The following is an 18,994-nucleotide window of genomic DNA, read 5'->3' as shown; positions in this document are numbered from 1 at the left end:
CGAGTGTCAAACAATCGCGGGATAAACCGGATCGGCATCCAGCGTGGCCGCACACACCGCGGCCAGTTCCAGCAGGCGCAGGTCCGAACCGCGCCCACCCACCAGTTGCAGTCCCACCGGCAAGCCATTCGACAGCGTGCCCATCGGGATACTCACCGCGGGGCAGCCGGCGAGGCTGGCGAAACTGGTGAGGTCGGCGTGGTTATCCGGTTCCGTGCCGCCCAGCGGGAAGGCGCCGCACGGCGTGGTGGGCAGCACCAGCACGTCGATCTGCGCGAACAGCCGGCGCATCTTCAGCGTGGCCGCGTCCAGCACGCGGTCGGCCTTCGCATAGTCCGCCGCGCTCTTGCGGGTGGCGTAGCCCAGCATCTCGCGGAAGCGCGGCGAGACCGGGTGCGCGGCATCAGCCAGGTCCTCGGCGTAGGTGCCCAGCATCTCCGCCTCCATCAGCAGCAGGCCAGCGCGGCGGGTACGCGCGAAATCCCAGTCGGCGAAATCCACCGTGCGGCGCTCGCCCAGCGCGTGGGCGAGCTTGCCCACCGCCGACTCGAACAGCGCCGCCACCTCGGCCTGCACGCCCACCGCGGCGAGGTCCGGCAACAAGCCGGTGCGCAGCTTGCCCGGCTCCCAGTCCGGCAGCGCCAGCGCCACGCGGCGGCGGCGCGAGCGCGCGTCGTCGGCGTCGTAGCCGGCCAGCACCTGCAGCAGCACGGTGAGGTCGGCCACGCTGCGCGCGATCAGGCCCACCGCGTCCAGCCGCCGCGCCGCCGGCACCAGGCCGCGGGCGGAGATCTCGCCGTGGGTGGGCTTCAGCGCATAGACACCGCAATAACTGGCGGGGATGCGGATCGAGCCCAAGCTGTCCGAACCGACGGACGCCGCCGCAAGGCCCGCGGCCACCGCGGCCGCCGCGCCGCCGGAAGAGCCGCCCGCGCTCCAGCCGTGCTTCCACGGGTTGTGGGTGGGGCCGAAATGCGGATTCTCGGTGGCCGCGCCCAGCGCGCCCTCGTCCATGTTGGTCTTGCCCACCAGTACCGCGCCCGAGGCGCGCAGCCGTGCCACCACATGCGCGTCGTCCGTCGCCGGCCGGTCGCGCCCGGGCAGGCCGGCGCGGGTGGGCCAGCCGGCGATGTCGAGGTTGTCCTTGATCGCCACCGGGATGCCGTCGAGCCGGCCGATCACACCGTCGCGACGCCGGTGCTCGGCGGTGCGCGCCTGCTCCTGCAGCAGGCCGGGGCTCAGGCCCACGTAGGCGTTCAGCTGCGGATTGATGCGCTCGATCGCCTCCTGGGTCGCCTCGGCCAGCGCCTGCGGATTGGTGCGCCCGGTAGCCAGCCAGTGCAGCAGCTGACACACGGTGGCGCGGCGCAGGTCCAGGTCGGTGATCGGCGGCAACGAACTCATCGGCGTTCCTTGGATATGCGCTCATCCATGATCGCGAAGATCGAGAAGCGGCCATCCCTGGCCGCACTCTTCAAATAAGCATGGGCGGATTATCGCCTTCACCCGTGAAGCCCGTGCAAGCCCGGAGTGCGGGGTTTGCCGCGCAGCACGCGAAACCGGACAATACCGCATTGACCGTGTCGCGCCGCCGACACCGCCCACACAACACTTGCCGGGAAAGCCATGAGCGAACGCGAAACCATGGAATACGACGTCGTCGTGGTCGGCGCCGGCCCGGCCGGGCTGTCGTTCGCGATACGGCTGAAGCAGCTCCAGCCCGATACCACGGTGTGCGTGATCGAGAAGGCGTCCACCATCGGCGCGCAGATCCTCTCCGGCGCCGTGATCGAACCCGGTCCGCTCGACGCCCTGCTGCCCGGCTGGCGCGACGCCCCGCCGCCGATCTGCGTACCGGCCGGCGAGGACGAATTCTGGCTGCTCACCAAGACCGGCGGCCGCAAGCTGCCGGTGCCGCCGGGCATGCACAACCATGGCAACTTCATCGTCTCGCTGGGCGCCATGTGCGCGTGGCTGGCGCCGCAGGCCGAGGCGCTGGGCGTGGACGTGTTCCCCGGCTTCGCCGCCGCCGATGTCGTCTACAACGAGGACGGCTCGGTCGCCGGCGTGCGCATCGGCGACATGGGCGTGGCGAAGGACGGTTCGCACAAGCCGGGCTACACCCAGGGCATCGACATCAAGGCCAAGGTCACCGTGCTGGCCGAAGGCGCGCGCGGCAGCCTCACCAAGCAGCTCATCCAGTGCTTCAGGCTGGACGCGGACAGCGATCCGCAGGGTTACTCGATCGGCATCAAGGAGCTGTGGCAGGTGCCCGCCGGCCGCGCCGTGCTCGGCAAGATCGTGCACAGTTTCGGCTGGCCCGCCGACAACCACACCTACGGCGGCAGCTTCCTGTACCACCTGGACCAGGATCGCATCGCGCTGGGCTACGTCAGCGGCCTCGACTACAGCGACCCGAACTACCAGCCCTGGGAAGCCTTCCAGCAATGGAAGAACCACCCGCACGTGAAGCCGTTGCTGGAAGGCGGCAGCATCCTCTCCGCCGGCGCGCGCGCCATCGTCACCGGTGGTTATCAGTCGCTGCCGAAGTGCGAGATGCCCGGCGCGCTGCTGATCGGCGACACCGCCGGCCTGCTCAACGTGCCCAAGATCAAGGGTACCCACCAGGCGATCCGCAGTGGCATGCTCGCCGCCGAACATTTGGCCGCGAACGGGCTCAGGGCCGAAGGTTTCGACGCGAAGCTGCGCGGCTCCGAGGCAATGGCCGAGCTGAAGCAGGTGCGCAACATCAAGCCCGGCTTCAAGAAGGGCCTGTGGTTCGGCATGTTGAATGCCGCCTGGGAAACCGTCACCGGCGGCCGCTCGCCGTGGACGCTGAAGAACAAGCCCGACTGGTCCAGCCTGCACAAGCTCGGCCAGCAGGAGGAACCCAAGCGCGACTACGTGCAGCGCGAACTGCCGCCGCGCGACCGCCTCGCCGGCGTCTACTTCGCCGCCACCGAGCACGACGAGGACCAGCCCATCCACCTGCACGTGGCCGACACCGACATCTGCGCCACCCGCTGCGTGGAGGAGTACGACAACCCCTGCACCCGCTTCTGCCCAGCGAATGTCTACGAGATGGTGGCCGACGAAAGCGCCCCGCACGGCAAGCGCCTGCAGATCAACTCCGCCAACTGCGTGCACTGCAAGACCTGCGACATCAAGGACCCGTACGAGATCATCACCTGGGTGACGCCGGAGGGTGGTTCGGGGCCGAATTACCAGAATCTGTGAGCCGGAAGATCGACCGCACGACCCACGGCACCCGATGACGCACTACCCGATTTTCAACAAGGATGCAGTCCTGACCAGCACGATCTCGTGGCGACTCAAGCGGCTGCGCTACCTGCTTCAGCGCGTCCGCGGCAGCATGGCGCAGCGTGGTCTGCACGGCACCGTGGCGCGCATCACGCAGGAATTCCGCCGTCATCCGACGCAGGATGCGACGTGGCAGCTCGAAGCGCTGGATACGCCATTCACGCCATTCGCCCTGCCCTGCAGCGAGACGCCGCACGTCTCGGTGATCGTGCCGATCCACGGCAAGCTGCCGTACACCCTCGCCTGCCTGCGCTCGATTGCACGCCACGGCGCCGCTGCACCGTTCGAGGTGATCGTGGTGGACGATGCCTCGCCCGACGATAGCGCGGCGACGCTGACACGTATCGACGGCCTGCGGCTGCTGCACAACGAGCGCAACCTCGGCTTCATCGGCAGTTGCAATGCCGGCGCGGCAGCCGCCCGCGGCGGATACCTGCTGTTCCTCAACAACGACACCCAGGTCACGCCTGGCTGGCTGGACCGCCTGCTCGACTGCTTCGCCGAAGAGCCGGACTGCGGCATTGCCGGCAGCCGGCTGGCCTATCCCGATGGCCGCCTGCAGGAAGCCGGCGGCATCGTTTACGCCGACGGCAACGCGTGGAACTACGGCCGTTTCGAGCAACGCGACGATCCGCGCATCCTGTACCGCCGTGATGTCGACTACGTTTCCGGCGCGGCGCTGATGATCGATGCTGCACTGTTCCGTCAGATCGGCGGTTTCGATCCGCGCTACGCCCCGGCCTACTGCGAGGACATGGATCTCGCCTTCGCAGTGCGCGCCGCGGGTCGTCGTGTGGTCTACCAACCGGAAAGCCTGGTGGTGCATTGCGAAGGCATCAGCTCGGGGCTCGATCCCTTCGTGGGGGTCAAGCAATACCAGATCGCCAACCGCACCACTTTCGTCGACAAGTGGCAATCCGTCTTGCAACATCAACCGGCGCCGCGCACGCCCGTGGAAACGGCGTTGCACCACGCTGGCCGACGCCGCATCCTGATCATGGATGCACTGACCCCGGATGCCGCGCGCGACTCCGGCTCGCTGCGCCTCATCAACATCATGCGGCTGCTGCGCGAACTGGGCTGGCGGGTCAGCTTCATGGCGGACAACCGCAATGCCTCGCATGAGGAGGTTCTGCAGCTGGGCCGCGTGGGCGTGCACGTGCTGTGCAAGCCGTGGTCGTCCACGCTCGCCACCTGGCTGCGCCGCGAGGGCGCCACGCTGGACGCCGTGATGCTGTGCCGGCATTACGTCGCTGCTCCGAACCTCGATCTCGTGCGTCGATTGGCACCACGCGCCATAGTGCTGTTCGACACCGTGGACCTGCATTTCCTGCGCGAACGGCGCGCGGCCGGCCACACCAGCAACGTGATATTGGCCCGCCAAGCCGAAACTTCGCGCCAGCGCGAGTTGGCGCTGATCCGCGCCTGCGATGCCAGCCTCGTGGTCAGCCCGGTCGAACTCGACATGCTGCGCGCGGAAATGCCGGAGGCGCGCGTGGAGCTGCTCTCCAATGTGCACGCGGTCCATGGCTGCAAGGCTGGCTTTTCCGATCGCAGCGGACTGGTGTTCGTGGGCGGCTTCGGCCACCCGCCGAACGAAGACGCGGTGCGCTGGCTGACCGGCGAGATCTACCCACGCGTCCGTGCAGCGCGACCCGACATCGCGCTGCATCTGGTCGGCGACATTCCCGAAACCGCGCGTCCGCAGTTCGCCGGGGAAGGCGTGCAGATCCACGGCCGCGTCGCCGACCTCGATCCCTGGATGGCCGGTTGCCGCATCGCGCTGGCGCCGCTTCGCTACGGTGCCGGCGTCAAGGGCAAGGTCAACATGGCGATGAGCCATGGCCTGCCAGTGGTAGCCACTCCCATGGCCGCCGAAGGCATGTACGCCGTCGACAGCGAGACCATCCTGTTGGGCGACGACGCGGAAAGTTTCGCCGCCGCGATACTGCGCTTGTACGATGACGAATCGCTCTGGAACCGGCTCTCGACCGCCGGGCTGCTCAATGTCCAGCAACATTTTTCGTTTGAAGCAGCGCGAAAGGCCCTGCTACGCGTGCTCCCCTGATTGCATATCGATCCCGACATCGTTCGTACGCCCGTCGCGATCAGCAGATCGTCATACGGGGGTCGGACCGCTGCACACGGTGACCGACGCACCAGCAAACCCGGCGACTTGCTGAAGCAGGCAAGTTGCCTCCATGGCCCGCGGTGAGCTTCTGACTTTGGCTTTAGCCGCAGGGGCATCGCAATTTAATACGGAAAAGTGATTTTATTCGAAAGCCGCAATCTATTGCGGACGCAATCGAGCCATCAGCCATTCTCCTCCGAGTTGCATAACACCCGCTCAACAAAAATCGTTTGACAGCGTATTAATTGGTCCCTGACTATGTCCGCCGCCTATTCCGGGTGAATCCATTTTCCCGGAAGGCAGAACTCCATGGAACGAGTGCCCGCTGAATTCCCGGACAACAGGGATGCGCGATCGAGGCCATGGATACTTGGTCATTGCACAGGGGAAATCCATGCACACCCGAAATCGCCTACGGGCGATGCTCTTCAGCGTTGCCTGCGCCGGCGCGATCCCCGTCGCACAAGCGGCTCCCGGCCATTCGATCGCTCCGGCGCCGAACCTGGCCACGGCACCGGCCATCGCACAGATCACCGCCACCGTCGACAACAGCAACCGGGTCGCTCTGCCGGGCACCGTCATCACGGCCGCCTCGCCACGCTTCGACCGCGGGCTGGTCAATACCAACCTGCAGTTGGGCCAGCTCACCCTGATGCTCAAGCGCAGTCCCGAGCGTGAAGCACGCGCCGAGGCCTACGCGCGGCAGCTGGCCAATCCGCGCTCTCCCTATTTCCACAAGTGGCTGACGGCCCAGCAAATCGGCGACCTGTTCGGTCCTTCCAAGCAGGACATCGCGAAAGTCATCGACTGGCTCACCAGCCAGGGCCTGCGGGTGGATGGCGTCGATCCGACCGGCTTGCGCGTGCATTTTTCCGGCAACACCACGGCCGTGCAGAGCGCCTTCCACACCGAGCTGCACAATTACGTCGTCAACGGCGTGGTGCATTTCGCCAACGCCACCCCGCAGCAGATTCCCGCGGCGCTGAGCCCGGTGGTGGTCGGCGTGGCGTCACTGAACGATTTCAAGCCCGCACCGCAAATGCGCGAAGTCGGGCCAGTGCACAAGAGCGCCGCCGGCATCTGGAAAGCCGCCGACGGCAGGGCTGTGCCGTTGTTCACAGACGGCTCCCCTGTCCAGTACGACATGGCACCGGCCGATTTCAACACGGTGTACAGCGTCAATCCGTTGTGGACACAGGCCACCCCGGTACGTGGAGCCGGCCAGACCGTGGCCGTGCTGGAGCGTACGAATATCCAGGCGGCCGACGTCAACACCTTCCGCAGCGCCTTCCTGCCAGCCAACGCCGCCGGCACCGTGACGTATGTGCAGCCTGCCGGTCCTCAGGTCTGCGCCAACCCCGGCACGAACGGCGACGAGGGTGAGGCGGCGCTGGACGCCGAGTGGGCCGGTGCCGCCGCACCGGATGCAAACGTCATGGTGGCCTCGTGCAATGACAGTGCCACGAACTTCGGTCCATTCATCGCGGCGCAGAACATCCTGACGAACAACAACACCCTCCATGTCACCATCATGAGCCTGAGCTACGGCGGCTGCGAAGCACAGCAGGGTACTGCCGGCCTCGCCGAGGTCAACGGACTGTGGCAGCAGGCCGCGCTGCAAGGCGTCACGGTGTTCGTGTCCACCGGCGATTCCGGCGCGGCCGGTTGCGACCAGAACCAACCGTTCACCACGGCCGGCACGGCCGTCAACGGGCTCGGCTCCACGCCGTACAACGTGGCCGTCGGTGGCACCGATTTCTACGATGCGGGCCCGGACGCAAACTTCGCGAACCAGGCCAATTACTGGAGCCAGACCAATGCGCCCAACGGAGCGTCGGCGCTGGGCTACATCCCCGAGCAGACATGGAACGATTCCTGCGCCAGCAGCGTGCTGACGGCGCTGGCAGGCAGCCTAGGCTACCCGGGAACGCAGGACGGCGAGTCGTTCTGCAACACGGCCTTTGGCCAGCAATTCACGGGCACCGGCGGTGGCAGTGGCGGCATCAGCAGCTACATCGCCAAGCCGACCTGGCAATACGGCGTGTACGGCACCCGCAACGATGGCGCGCGCACGCTGCCGGACGTCTCGATGTTTGCCGCCAACGGCCTGTACGGCCACGCGTTGATCTACTGCATGTCCGATGCGAGCCAGGGCGGCACGCCCTGCACCTACACCGTCGCGGGCGACGTGCAGGCCAACAGCGCCGGTGGCACTTCCTTCGCGGCACCGGCCATGGCCGGCGTGCAGGCATTGGTCAACGAGGAAACCAGCGTAGGATTCGGCTTGCCCGCCGGAACCGCCTATCCTCTCGGCAACGTACTGCCCATCTATTACGACATCGCCACGCGCGAGTACGGCAGCGTGCAGTCGCCGAACGCCGCCGGGCTGGCAGCGTGCAACTCGGAGACGTCCGGACTGGCGGGCAACGGTTGCGCGTTCAACAACATCACCGTCGGCGACATCGACGAGCCCTGCCTGCCGTTGAGCCCGAATTGCTACAGCCGGCCGGGTCACCAGTACGGCGTATTGAGCACCTCGAAGTCGCAGCTGCAACCGGCCTACCTGACCGGCGCCGGCTACAACTACGCCACCGGCCTCGGCTCCGTGAATGCAAGCGTTCTCGCAAGTGCAATTTCCAATGAAGAGCACACCTACTCTGCCGGCGCCATCGGCGTAGTCAGCGACTTTCTTGGCGGCGCTTCGGCCGATGCCGCCGATGGGCACAGCGATATCGCCTACATCGATCCCGGCAACAACACGCTGACCGAGTTGGGCATGAGTGGGCCAACCGTCCTGCAGTCGCACACACAGTCGGTTGCCGCAGGCTATTCGATTGGCGCCATGGCCGATCTGGACGCGGAATCCTCGGCTGGATTTCATGCTTCCGGTTCCCTCGCCAGCTTTGCGTTCACCAACCCGGCAACCCGCCAGCTCTATATCTGGGTAAACGATGGCAATGGGGGACGTACCGCCTACAAGGTAGGCGCGCCATACCCTGCGGGCTGGACGCTGGTTGGCAGCGGCACGGTGGATGCATCACTTCACAGCGCCCTGATCTGGCAGAACGAAACCACCGGGCAGGTGGGTTGGTGGGACCTCACCTTCACGCCAGGCAGCAGCACCGTGGGGGTGACAGCCACCGTGCTGCCCAGCACGCCCGGCTACAGGCTTGCGCTCGCCGATCTCAATGGCGACGGCTACATGGATTTCGTGTTTACCGGCCCCAACAACGACCTGTACGCCTGGATCAATGATGGCACCGGCCATTTCAGCCATCATTTTGTCGCCAACTTCCCGGCTGGCTGGATCTTGCAGGGTGCCGGCGACGTCAATGGCGATGGCATGAGCGACTTGCTGTTCACCAACGACACGACGCATCAATTCGGTTGGTGGCTCATGAATGGCAGCACCGTCACGTACAGGGGCGTCCGCTCGATCACGCCGGGCTATCAGATCTCGACGATTGGCGACTTCAATGGCGACGGCCTGGTCGACATCCTGTGGACAGATGCGGCGGGCGATGCCTATGACTGGCAAGGCACCGGCGCAGACTTCCAGAGCTTCCGCTTGAACGACACCACTGGGGCTCCCGTGATCTTGCCTGCCGGAGTGCAGGTTCAGACAAATCGTTACCAGGGACTCCTGTTCTAGTCTTGCTCGCGACCACTGCCGCACGGACAGGCCGGACTTCCGCCGGCCTGTTCCATCGGCTCTTTTGGAGTCGGACCGTCAAGCATTCGCGGCCCTTCTCATCCTGAGCGTCAAGTCAGGGCCGCCGGACCAGTCACACGTTTTATCACACCTGGCATGAGCCCAGCCCAGCCACATCGGCTGGCTCAATGCCTCTTTGAAAGGAGTCAATAAAATGAGTTACCGCACGAATCGCAGAATGCTGATAGCCGTCGCGACTGCATTGCTGGGCATGGTTGCCGGCACTGCCCTCGCCAACGGCGATGACGGCAGCAACAACATGACAAGCAACACCATCGTGCATCCTGTGGGTAATCCGTATGCGCCGGCCTATGGTCACCCGTATCGCCATGGTGCCGTGCCGACCCGCGACGCCTACAGCCAGATGATGCAATACCGGGCGCTGCACATGCCCACGGCCGCCACCACCGGCCCGAACACGCTCAGTTTCGGCGGCGGCTACAACGGCGTCGGCGTCACCAGCGGCATCCCCAGGGTTTACCTGGTTGTCTACGGAAACCAATGGGGTACTGCCAGTACCGATGGCAATGGCAATATGAACCTGTCCGGCGACGCGTTTGGTGCGGTGCCGTACCTGGAGAGCATGTTCAAGGGCATGGGTACCGGGGGCGAACTGTGGTCAGGCACCATGACACAGTACTGCGACGGCCCGGCGGTATCGTCCGGCGCGACATCCTGCCCTGTCGGCGCCGCGTACATCAGCTATCCGACCGGCGGATCGGCATTCGCCGGCATCTGGTACGACAACTCGGCTGCCGCGCCACCGCAGGCGACCCAAGATCAACTCGGGCAGGAAGCGTTGAATGCGGCGCAGCACTTCGGCAATACGACGGCTGACTCCAACCGCTATGCGCAATACGTGATCCTGTCGCCGACGGGCACTCATCCCGATGGCTTCAACACCCCCAGCGGCAATTTTTGCGCTTGGCACAGCGACGCCTGGGCCTCCTCCTATGGCGGTTTCGTCGCATACACGAACATGCCCTACGTCAATGACATGAACTGCGGACAAGGCCTGGTCAATGGCAATTCCGCACAAGGCAACCTGGACGGCTTCTCCATCGTCGAGGGTCACGAGTACGCCGAAACCATCACCGACCAGATCCCGGACTATGGCTGGTTCAACTCGAACAACGCCTCCACCAATGGCGGCGAGTCCGGTGACGAGTGCGCCTGGATATACAGCGGCCAAGGTGCCCTCGCGAACGTGGTCATGGGCAATGGCAGCTACGCCATGCAAAGCATCTGGTCGAATGACACCAACGAGTGCGACATGTCGCATCCGATTGTAGGCACTCCCCCACCCCCAGTCGTGGCCACCATCACCTATATCAATCCAGCGGCCGGCGCACTGACCCAATTGGGCGTGAACGGCGCGACTGTCGTGCAATCGCAAACCCAGGCGATCGCCGCGGGCTACACGATCGGCGCGACGGTCGACCTGAACAACGACGGCATCGCCGACTTCGCGTTTACCAGCCCGACGAGCCGCCAGCTTTACGTCTGGCTGAACGATGGCAATGGCGGTCGCACCGCCTACAAAGTGGGCTCGCCCTACCCCGCCGGCTGGACGCTGGTGGGTGCCGGCAAGGTGGACGCCTCCGGCAAGAATGCGTTGATATGGTGCAATGAATCGACGGGACAGGTGGCTTGGTGGGAACTGACTTTCACGCCAGGCAGCTCCCAAGTGGCGGTGAGCTATTCCGCGCTGCTGCCAACCGCCATCGATTACAAGCTGACGCTCGCCGATCTCAATGGCGATGGCTTCATGGACTTCGTGTTTACCGGCCCCAACAACGACCTGTACACCTGGATCAACGACGGCACCGGGCACTTCGCCCATCACTTTGTGGGCGACTTCCCTGCGGGTTGGGTCCTGCAGGGCGCGGGCGATGTCGACGGCGATGGCAAGAGTGACTTGCTGTTCACCAACGACACCACGCATCAGTTCGGCTGGTGGCTGATGAATGGCAACACCGTCACTGCCCGCGGCACCCGCCCTGTCGCGCCGGGATACTGGATTGCGAAGATCGCCGATTTCAACGGCGACGGCAAAGCGGATGTCTTGTGGATGGACGCAGCGGGGGATGCCTACGATTGGCAAAGCACCGGCTCGGACTTCCAGGGCTACCGTTTGCACAACGTCGCGGGGGCGCCCGTGACGCTGCCTTCCAGCGCAGTGGTCCAGGCAAAGCCCTTCCACGGGAACTAGTCAAAATCGGTGTTGCACGGAAAGTGCCGGACTTTTGTCCGGCACTTTTGCCATGCGATCGATCGCCGCAGGGCCGTGCGCGTCGCATACCCCATCATGGGACAGCGGCGTCCGGTGGCCAGTCGGAACGTCGATGGCGGCATATCATGCCCAGAGTGGGAAGGCATCCCGGGAGACACAGACAGACCGGCATCGCCGCGCCGAAACCTTGGCCCCGCCCTTCTCACCAAGCCGGACGGCCGCGGCATGGCCCACGGTTCTGAACCGGTTGGGGCATGGGCTACAATCGCCGTTTGCGTGGCTAGGCCAAGCGCCGAGCGGGCGCCCGATGGAGGGAAGGCACATGAAAATTCTGGTCGGTTACAAGCGCGTGGTGGACTACAACGTGCGCATCCAGGTCAAGCCCGACAGCAGCGGTGTGGTCACCGATGGCGTGAAGCTGTCCGCCAATCCGTTCGACGACATCGCTCTGGAAGAGGCGCTGCGCCTGCGCGAGAAGGGTGTCGCCACGGAGGTGATCGTGGTCAGCATCGGTCCGTCCGACCTCACCGCGCACCTGCGCAATGGCCTGGCGATGGGCGCCAATCGTGCCATACACGTGACCACTAGCGACGCCGTGCAGCCTCTCACTGCAGCACGCGCGTTCCTGAAGCTGGTGGAGAAGGAACAGCCTGGCTTGGTGATCCTGGGCAAGCAGGCGATCGACGACGACGCCAACCAGGCCGGCCAGATGCTCGCCGCGCTATGGGACCGCCCGCAGGCCACCTTCGCCAGCAAGGTCGAGATCGCCGATGGCAAGGCCACCGTGACGCGCGAAGTGGATGCCGGCCTCGAAACCATCGAGGTGGAACTGCCTGCAGTGATCACCAGCGACTTGCGCCTCAACGAACCGCGCTTCATCAAGCTGCCGGACATCATGAAGGCCAAGAGCAAGCCCATCGACGTGGTCGAGCTGGCCTCGCTGGGCGTTGACAACGGCGACCACCTGAATACCACCCACTACGCCGTGCCGGCCAAGCGCAGCAAGGGCGTGATGGTGAAGGACGCCGCCGAATTGGTCGCGGCGCTGAAGCAGAAGGGTTTGCTGTAACCCCCACATCACCCGTAGGAGCGGCTTCAGCCGCGAACGGCTGAAACGAATCGCGGCTGAAGCCGCTCCTGCAGTGCTCCTACCGAAAAGCAGGACACAAGGAACCATGCCATGAGCAAGATCCTCGTCATCGCCGAACATCTGGACGGCAAGCTGAACTCCTCCACCGCCCGCGCCGTGAGCGCCGCTGCCGCGGTGAAGCCCGCAGCCATCGACGTGCTGGTGCTGGCCGACAATGTCGCCACACTCGCCGCCGAGGCCGCGACGATCAACGGCGTGAACCGCGTGCTCACCGTCGAGCGCGCCGAGAACGCCCACCCGCTGGCCGCCGTGCTGGCGCCGCAGATCGCCAAGGCCGCCGCTGGCTACAGCCACGTGTTCGCACCGTCCACCACCTTCGGCAAGGACGTGACGCCGCGTGTCGCCGCCCTGCTCGGCGTGGCCCAGGTCAGCGACGTGATGAGCGTGGAAGGTACGCACACCTTCAAGCGGCCGATCTATGCCGGCAATGCGATCGTCACCGTCGAGGCCGAACCGTCGCATCCCGTGGTCGCCACCATCCGCACCGCTTCATGGCCCGCTGCCGCGACAGGCACGAACAGCGCACCGGTCGAAGCGCTTGCGCTGGACGTGATCCTGCCCGGCCACACCCGCTACATCGGCCTGCAGTCGGGCAAGAGCGATCGCCCCGACCTGCAAGGCGCGAACAAGGTCGTCTCCGGCGGTCGTGGCGTGGGTTCGAAGGAAAACTTCGAGATCATCTACAAATTCGCGGACAGGATCGGTGCCGCCGTGGGCGCTTCGCGCGCAGCGGTCGACGCCGGCTACGTGCCAAGCGACCTGCAGGTGGGCCAGACCGGCAAGATCATCGCGCCCGAACTGTACATGGCGATCGGCATCTCCGGCGCCATCCAGCACCTCACCGGCATCAAGGACGCCGGCACCATCGTGGCGATCAACAAGGACGCCGAGGCGCCGATCTTCGAGGTAGCCGACTTTGGCCTGGTGGGGGATCTGTTCAAGCTGATACCGGAGCTGGAGCAGGCACTGGGTTAAACCGGCCATGACGTGAGCCTGGGCTGCTCCGTATCATCCGGGGTACCCTGCTTGGCCAGACAGCAACCAGCTGCCGCCGGATCACTGCGCCATTGCCTCTGGTTGTGCTCCAGGCAAGCTACCGCACTTCATTCTTACGACGTCCTCACCCCGCAGGAATCCGGCCCCATGCTGACGCCCGGCACCACACCATCTCGGGAATCGGCGGTGCCAGCCCCGCTGCTGAGCATCGTCACGTCCGTCTACCGCTCCGAGCGGTTCATCACTCGTTTCATCGACGAGATGATCGCCGCCATCGGTGAAGCGGGCATCGATCGTTATGAGCTGGTCTTCGTCAACGATGGCTCTCCCGATGAATCGATGCAGCATCTCATCCATGCACGCAGCACGAATGCCGCCATCAAGATCGTGGATCTGTCACGCAACTTCGGCCATCACAAGGCCGTGATGGCGGGCTTGGCCCATGCCAGCGGCGATCTGCTGTTCATCATCGACTGCGATCTGGAAGTGCGCCCGGGTGTATTGCCGCATTTCCTGGAGACACTCCGCAGAACCGGCGCGGATGTCGTCTACGGCATCCAGGGCAAGCGCAAGGGTGCGTTGACCGAGCGCGTCGGCGGCGCACTGTTCTGGCGTCTGTTCAATCGCCTCAGCGACACCAAGGTTCCCGCCAACGTGCTCAGCGAGCGGCTGATGACGCGTCGCTATGTCGATGCCCTGCTGTCGCTGGGCGATCGCAATGTCTTTCTTGGCGGCATGATGTACTGGTCGGGTTTCCACCAGGTGGCCGTTCTCGTCGAGAAGACGCAACGTGAGAATGCCTCGACCTACTCCTTGCGCAAGCGATTCGCGCTGCTGCTGGAAGCGGTGACCTCCTTCTCCACCGTGCCGCTGAAGCTGGTTCTCGGCGGCGGTATAGGCATCACGCTGTGCGCCGGCGTCGCCGGCATCGCCCTGATCGTCCGCAAACTGCTCCACCCCGAGGCGGTACTGACCGGCTTCACTTCGCTGATGCTGGTCATCATCGGCATGTCCGGCATTATCATCACGGTGCTCGGCGTGATCGGTCTGTATATCTCGCGCATCTACACCCAGACGCAGAACCGCCCCCTGTTTATCGTTCGCGAATTTCACGATTGAGGCTCCCGGATGCAAGAAGATCTCAACGCCTACCAGGGCGCCTATACCGAGCAATTTCCCTACCACCGCGATGAGGAAGCCTTGCTGGCGGCCTACGCGCGGAAGATCGTCGAACGGCTGCAAGGCCAGCGGGCGTTGCGGGTACTCAGCCTGGGTATCGGCGGGCAGCGTGTCAGCCAGGCGATCCGCGATCGACTCGACGTGACGGACTACCACGTTCTCGAGGGGGCCGCTGACATCATCGCCCGCTACCGGGCCGAGACGTCGCCGCCGGCGCATGTCACGATCCACCACACCTATTTCGAGCAGGCGCATTTCGATCAGCCATTCGATGCGATCGAGATGGGATTCGTGCTGGAACACGTCGATGATCCGGGCCTGATCCTGCGCCGCTTCCGGGCCTTCCTGAAACCGACCGGCGTCCTGTTTGCGGCCGTGCCCAACGCCCGCTCGCTGCACCGCCTGCTGGGTCACTCCGCAGGCCTCCTGACCGACCTGTACGCCCTGAGCCAGTACGACCGGGAACTGGGCCACAAGCGCTATTTCGACAACGGCTCGATCAGCCGCCTGGTGGAAGACTCCGGCTACGCCATCCTGGACAAGGTGGGGTTGGTGCTCAAGCCGCTGACCACGTCGCAACTGCAGCAACTGTCGCTCGCCCCGGATATCGAGAACGCGTTCATCGATGTCGGCTACGACCTGCCGGATATCTGCAATGGCATCCTGCTGACCGCGCGGCCTGCATGAAAACCGCGCTCGTCGTCAGCGCGGGCGGCTTCCAAGGGCTGGGCATCGTGCGCGCCCTGCAGCGACTGGATCGCACCAGGGTGCTGGTCTGCGACATCCACGCCGAACACCCCGTGCGTTATGTCTGTGGGGAATGTTTCGTGGCCCCGCCACTGGCGGATGAGCACGCATTCGAGACGTTCCTGATCGACCTGGTACGCCACGAGCGCGTGGACGCCATTTTCCCCGCGACCGCCTATGAGCTGCCCACGCTGGCGCGCCTCAGGAACCGGTTGGCCGACCTGGGCGCCGCCGTGGCCGTGGCCGGCGAAGAACTGACCACGACGCTGCTGGACAAACTGCGCACCCATCAATTTCTCGACGACGCCGGCTTGCCGGTACCGGAGCTGCTGGACCCGCTCACTCACGGCTATGCACAACCCCTGTTCGGCAGGCCGTGCGAAGGCTGGGGCGGCCGCGGCACCGTGCTCCTGCGCAGCCGCGAGGAAGCGCTTGCGTATCAAGGTGACTTCGCCACCCATGTGTGGTCGGCGTGGTTACCTGCCTTCGAAGAGTACTCGGCCGACTTCGCGGTCGATCCGCATGGCCGCATCTCGCCGGTCGTGCTGCGTCAGCGGCTGCGGACATCCGGCGGTTTCGCCGTCATCTCCACATCGGTGCACGATCCACGCATCGCCGCGCTCGCGCAGCAGACGGCGGCAGCCATCGCCGCCGCGGGCGGCTGCGGTATCTACAACACCCAGATAGTCGCGCCGCCGGACGGCATCGCGTTCGTTTCCGACGTCAACCCGCGCACCGGAACCTCCGCCACGCATGCGCTCGCCGAGGGCATCAACTTGCCGGGATTCTTCATGGGAACCGGCGCGGCCGCGGCGGCACCGGACTTGTCGGCACGCAGGGCCGTCAAGACCGTGCGCGTGCTCGAAGACATCGTCGTACCGCTGCTGCAGCCCGCACCCCGGGGCATCGTCTTCGACCTCGACGATACCCTGGTCAGGCACAAGGAGTGGATGCTCGAAAAGCTGCAACTCATCCATGCGGACGTCTTTTCCGCATGGGTGGAACGATCCGCCTTCCTGCTGTGCGCAGCGCAATTGATCGACGAGGGTGAACGCGCGTTCCTGATCGATCGACTGCTTGCGATGCTGGCGCTGCCGGAAAGCCTGCGCACCGTGGCGATGGATGCGTATCGCGCGGCGATCGTTGCCGAGACGCCCCTGTTCGACGATGTCGAGGCGACACTCAAGGCGCTGAAGGCCGCCGGCCTGCCCCTGGCCATCCTCACCGACAACCCTCCCGCGACACAGCGCGCCAAGATACGCCAGGCGCGGGCGCTCGACTGCATCGACGCCGTCGTCTGCAGCCGCGAGCACGGCGGGGAAAAACCCGCTCCCGCCGCGTTCCTGCAGGCGGCGCATGCGCTGGGCATGGACCCGGCCCAACTGGTGATGATCGGCGACAACTACTTCCGCGATGGCGTCGGTGCGATTCGCGCGGGCTACATGCACGCCTTGATCGTCCGCAGGAATGGCATCTTCCTTAGCCCCAATGCAGCCCTTGCGGCGACCGTCCCCAGCGCGATCAGCCGCCGCATCGATGTCCTCGACAGCCTGCTTTCGGCCCGCCATGCCTGCCTGAACCCATGAACGGACACAAGGTCGCGATCATCCAGTCGTCGTATATCCCGTGGAAGGGATATTTCGACATCATCCACGACGTGGACGAGTTCATCTTTCTCGACGATGTGCAGTTCACGTCGCGCGATTGGCGCACGCGCAACAGGATCAAGACGGCACAGGGCTCGCAGTGGCTGAGCGTTCCAGCCGGTTCCAGCAACAGACGATTGATATGCGAAGTATCGCTGGAGAACGCGATGTGGCAGGCCAAGCACTGGCGATCCATTCAGCAGAATTATTCCAGGGCGCCGTATTTCAAAACCTATCGCGAATTCTTTGAAGGTTTCTATCTCGGTACAACTTGGTCGTCATTGTCCGAAATGAACCAGCATTTGATCCGGAGCATCGCCACAGATCTGCTGGGTATCGTCACCACATTCAGTGATTCGCGCGATCGTGCGCCACAAGGACAGAAGCTTGACCGTCTGCTTGACCTGTTACTCAAGGCCGGCGCTTCTTCCTACGTTTCCGGTCCGAATGCGCAAGACTATATCGACCCGGCACGTTTCGATGCTGCGGGCATCGAACTGCTATACAAGGACTACTCGGATTACCCCGAGTATCCGCAGCTTTACCCGCCATTCGAACATGCCGTGAGCGTGCTCGACCTGATTTTCAACGCCGGTCCGCAAGCGCCCGAATACATCTGGGGTCACCGATGCGCCGCCACGAATACCGACCGGGCCCCTCCGGCACAGACATCACCGCATCCGTGATCCCACGGCCGTCCAAGCACGCGTCCATCCGCCGAGCGTCCGCATGACCATTCCATTCAACCGCCCCTATCTGGTCGGCCGCGAGCTCGACAACATCGCCCAGGCGCACGCCATGGGCCAGCTGTCCGGCGATGGCTCGTTCACACGCGCCTGCCACGCGTGGCTGGAACGTCGCACCGGGACACGCAAGGCGCTGCTCACCCATTCCTGCACGGCGGCCCTGGAGATGGCGGCCATCCTGCTCGACCTGCAGCCTGGCGACGAAGTGATCATGCCTTCGTTCACCTTCGTCTCGACGGCCAATGCCTTCGTGCTGCGGGGCGCGGTGCCGGTGTTCGTGGACATCCGTCCCGATACGTTGAATATCGACGAGGCACTGATCGAACAGGCGATCACCCCGCGCACACGCGCCATCTGCGTGGTGCATTACGCCGGCGTCGCCTGCGAGATGGACACCATCATGGCGATCGCGGCGCGCCACAGGCTGCGCGTGGTCGAGGACGCCGCTCAAGCGATGCTGTCGCTGTACAAGGGGCGCCCGCTCGGCAGCATCGGTGACCTGGCGGCGTTGAGTTTCCACGAAACCAAGAACGTGATCTCGGGCGAGGGCGGTGCGCTGCTGATCAACGACCCGGCCCTGGTCGAGCGCGCGGAGGTCATCCGCGAAAAGGGCACCAACCGCACCCGATTTTTCCGCGGCCAGGTCGACAAGTACACCTGGGTCGACCTCGGCTCGTCCTACCTGCCCAGCGAATTGGTCGCAGCCTTCCTGGCCGCCCAGCTGGAGGAAGCCGACCACATCACCAGCCGGCGACTGGCGATCTGGGACCGTTACCATGCATGGGCGGCTCCGCTGGAATCGGCCGGCCGGCTGCGCCGTCCGGTCATCCCCGCGGAATGCGCGCACAACGCGCACATGTATTTTCTGCTGCTGCACGGGCTGGAAGCGCGCACGCATTTCATCGAGGCAATGAAGGCCGCCGGTATCGGCACGGTCTTCCACTACATCCCGCTGCACAGCTCGCCCGCCGGCCAGCGCTACGGGCGCATGTCCGGAACGTTGGCGCATACCGATGCCGCCAGCGACGGCCTGGTACGCCTGCCGCTGTGGATCGGGCTCGAAAGCCAGCAGGAGCACGTCATGCAAGCGGCGCAGTGCGTGCTGGAACAGGCTTGAGACGCATGTACGCCCA

The 18,994-nt window shown here is 64.9% G+C and carries 12 protein-coding genes; 11 read left to right on the top strand and 1 reads right to left on the bottom strand.

Annotated elements, in window-relative coordinates; genetic code table 11:
* Positions 1-6: 6 nt before the first annotated feature.
* Positions 7-1,404, bottom strand: coding sequence for an amidase (locus B0E52_RS03160; protein WP_077481690.1), 1,398 nt, complete (start codon positions 1,402-1,404; stop codon positions 7-9).
* Between the two features lie 222 nt (positions 1,405-1,626).
* Here B0E52_RS03160 and B0E52_RS03155 point away from each other — a divergent pair, with 222 nt between their 5' ends.
* The 11 genes from B0E52_RS03155 (at position 1,627) to rffA (ending at position 18,978) form a co-directional block, all read left to right on the top strand.
* Positions 1,627-3,237, top strand: coding sequence for an electron transfer flavoprotein-ubiquinone oxidoreductase (locus B0E52_RS03155; RefSeq protein WP_077481688.1), 1,611 nt, complete (start codon positions 1,627-1,629; stop codon positions 3,235-3,237).
* Between the two features lie 34 nt (positions 3,238-3,271).
* Positions 3,272-5,389, top strand: coding sequence for a glycosyltransferase (locus B0E52_RS03150; RefSeq protein ID WP_254426687.1), 2,118 nt, complete (start codon positions 3,272-3,274; stop codon positions 5,387-5,389).
* A 457-nt stretch (positions 5,390-5,846) separates the two neighbouring features.
* Positions 5,847-9,104: a protease pro-enzyme activation domain-containing protein gene (locus B0E52_RS03145; protein WP_168174117.1), complete on the top strand. Its 3,258-nt coding sequence runs from the start codon at positions 5,847-5,849 to the stop codon at positions 9,102-9,104.
* Between the two features lie 214 nt (positions 9,105-9,318).
* A complete protein-coding gene (locus B0E52_RS03140) occupies positions 9,319-11,376 on the top strand; it encodes a VCBS repeat-containing protein (RefSeq protein ID WP_077481684.1) in 2,058 nt (685 codons plus the stop codon).
* Between the two features lie 343 nt (positions 11,377-11,719).
* Complete coding sequence (locus B0E52_RS03135; RefSeq protein ID WP_077481682.1) at positions 11,720-12,466, top strand: electron transfer flavoprotein subunit beta/FixA family protein; 747 nt, start codon at positions 11,720-11,722, stop codon at positions 12,464-12,466.
* A gap of 111 nt (positions 12,467-12,577) precedes the next feature.
* Complete coding sequence (locus B0E52_RS03130) at positions 12,578-13,522, top strand: FAD-binding protein (protein ID WP_077481680.1); 945 nt, start codon at positions 12,578-12,580, stop codon at positions 13,520-13,522.
* 168 nt (positions 13,523-13,690) lie between these two features.
* Entirely contained in the window at positions 13,691-14,662 is a 972-nt protein-coding gene (locus B0E52_RS03125) for a glycosyltransferase family 2 protein (protein WP_077481678.1), read from the top strand.
* A gap of 9 nt (positions 14,663-14,671) precedes the next feature.
* On the top strand, positions 14,672-15,409 hold the full coding sequence (locus B0E52_RS03120) for a methyltransferase domain-containing protein (protein WP_077481676.1): 738 nt from the start codon (positions 14,672-14,674) through the stop codon (positions 15,407-15,409).
* Complete coding sequence (locus B0E52_RS03115) at positions 15,406-17,055, top strand: HAD-IA family hydrolase (RefSeq protein WP_077481674.1); 1,650 nt, start codon at positions 15,406-15,408, stop codon at positions 17,053-17,055. Before B0E52_RS03120 ends, B0E52_RS03115 begins: the two co-directional genes overlap by 4 nt.
* A complete protein-coding gene (locus B0E52_RS03110; protein ID WP_077481672.1) occupies positions 17,052-17,801 on the top strand; it encodes a WbqC family protein in 750 nt (249 codons plus the stop codon). The genes B0E52_RS03115 and B0E52_RS03110 overlap by 4 nt, the downstream gene beginning before the upstream one ends.
* Positions 17,802-17,844: 43 nt before the next feature.
* Positions 17,845-18,978 (top strand): dTDP-4-amino-4,6-dideoxygalactose transaminase, encoded by a 1,134-nt coding sequence (gene rffA, locus B0E52_RS03105; protein WP_077481670.1) that lies wholly within the window; start codon positions 17,845-17,847, stop codon positions 18,976-18,978.
* Positions 18,979-18,994 lie beyond the last annotated feature (16 nt).

The sequence above is a fragment of the Rhodanobacter sp. C06 genome (assembly GCF_002001105.1).
GTDB lineage: Bacteria > Pseudomonadota > Gammaproteobacteria > Xanthomonadales > Rhodanobacteraceae > Rhodanobacter_A.
This window is presented reverse-complemented; position numbering and strand designations above follow the sequence as displayed.

Coding starts and splice junctions, on each gene's coding strand:
- B0E52_RS03150 (WP_254426687.1), top strand. CDS start 3,272: ATGACGCACTACCCGATTTTCAACAAGGATGCAGTCCTGACCAGCACG.
- B0E52_RS03135 (WP_077481682.1), top strand. CDS start 11,720: ATGAAAATTCTGGTCGGTTACAAGCGCGTGGTGGACTACAACGTGCGC.
- B0E52_RS03110 (WP_077481672.1), top strand. CDS start 17,052: ATGAACGGACACAAGGTCGCGATCATCCAGTCGTCGTATATCCCGTGG.
- rffA (WP_077481670.1), top strand. CDS start 17,845: ATGACCATTCCATTCAACCGCCCCTATCTGGTCGGCCGCGAGCTCGAC.
- B0E52_RS03140 (WP_077481684.1), top strand. CDS start 9,319: ATGAGTTACCGCACGAATCGCAGAATGCTGATAGCCGTCGCGACTGCA.
- B0E52_RS03115 (WP_077481674.1), top strand. CDS start 15,406: ATGAAAACCGCGCTCGTCGTCAGCGCGGGCGGCTTCCAAGGGCTGGGC.
- B0E52_RS03130 (WP_077481680.1), top strand. CDS start 12,578: ATGAGCAAGATCCTCGTCATCGCCGAACATCTGGACGGCAAGCTGAAC.
- B0E52_RS03145 (WP_168174117.1), top strand. CDS start 5,847: ATGCACACCCGAAATCGCCTACGGGCGATGCTCTTCAGCGTTGCCTGC.
- B0E52_RS03160 (WP_077481690.1), bottom strand. CDS start 1,404: ATGAGTTCGTTGCCGCCGATCACCGACCTGGACCTGCGCCGCGCCACC.
- B0E52_RS03155 (WP_077481688.1), top strand. CDS start 1,627: ATGAGCGAACGCGAAACCATGGAATACGACGTCGTCGTGGTCGGCGCC.
- B0E52_RS03125 (WP_077481678.1), top strand. CDS start 13,691: ATGCTGACGCCCGGCACCACACCATCTCGGGAATCGGCGGTGCCAGCC.
- B0E52_RS03120 (WP_077481676.1), top strand. CDS start 14,672: ATGCAAGAAGATCTCAACGCCTACCAGGGCGCCTATACCGAGCAATTT.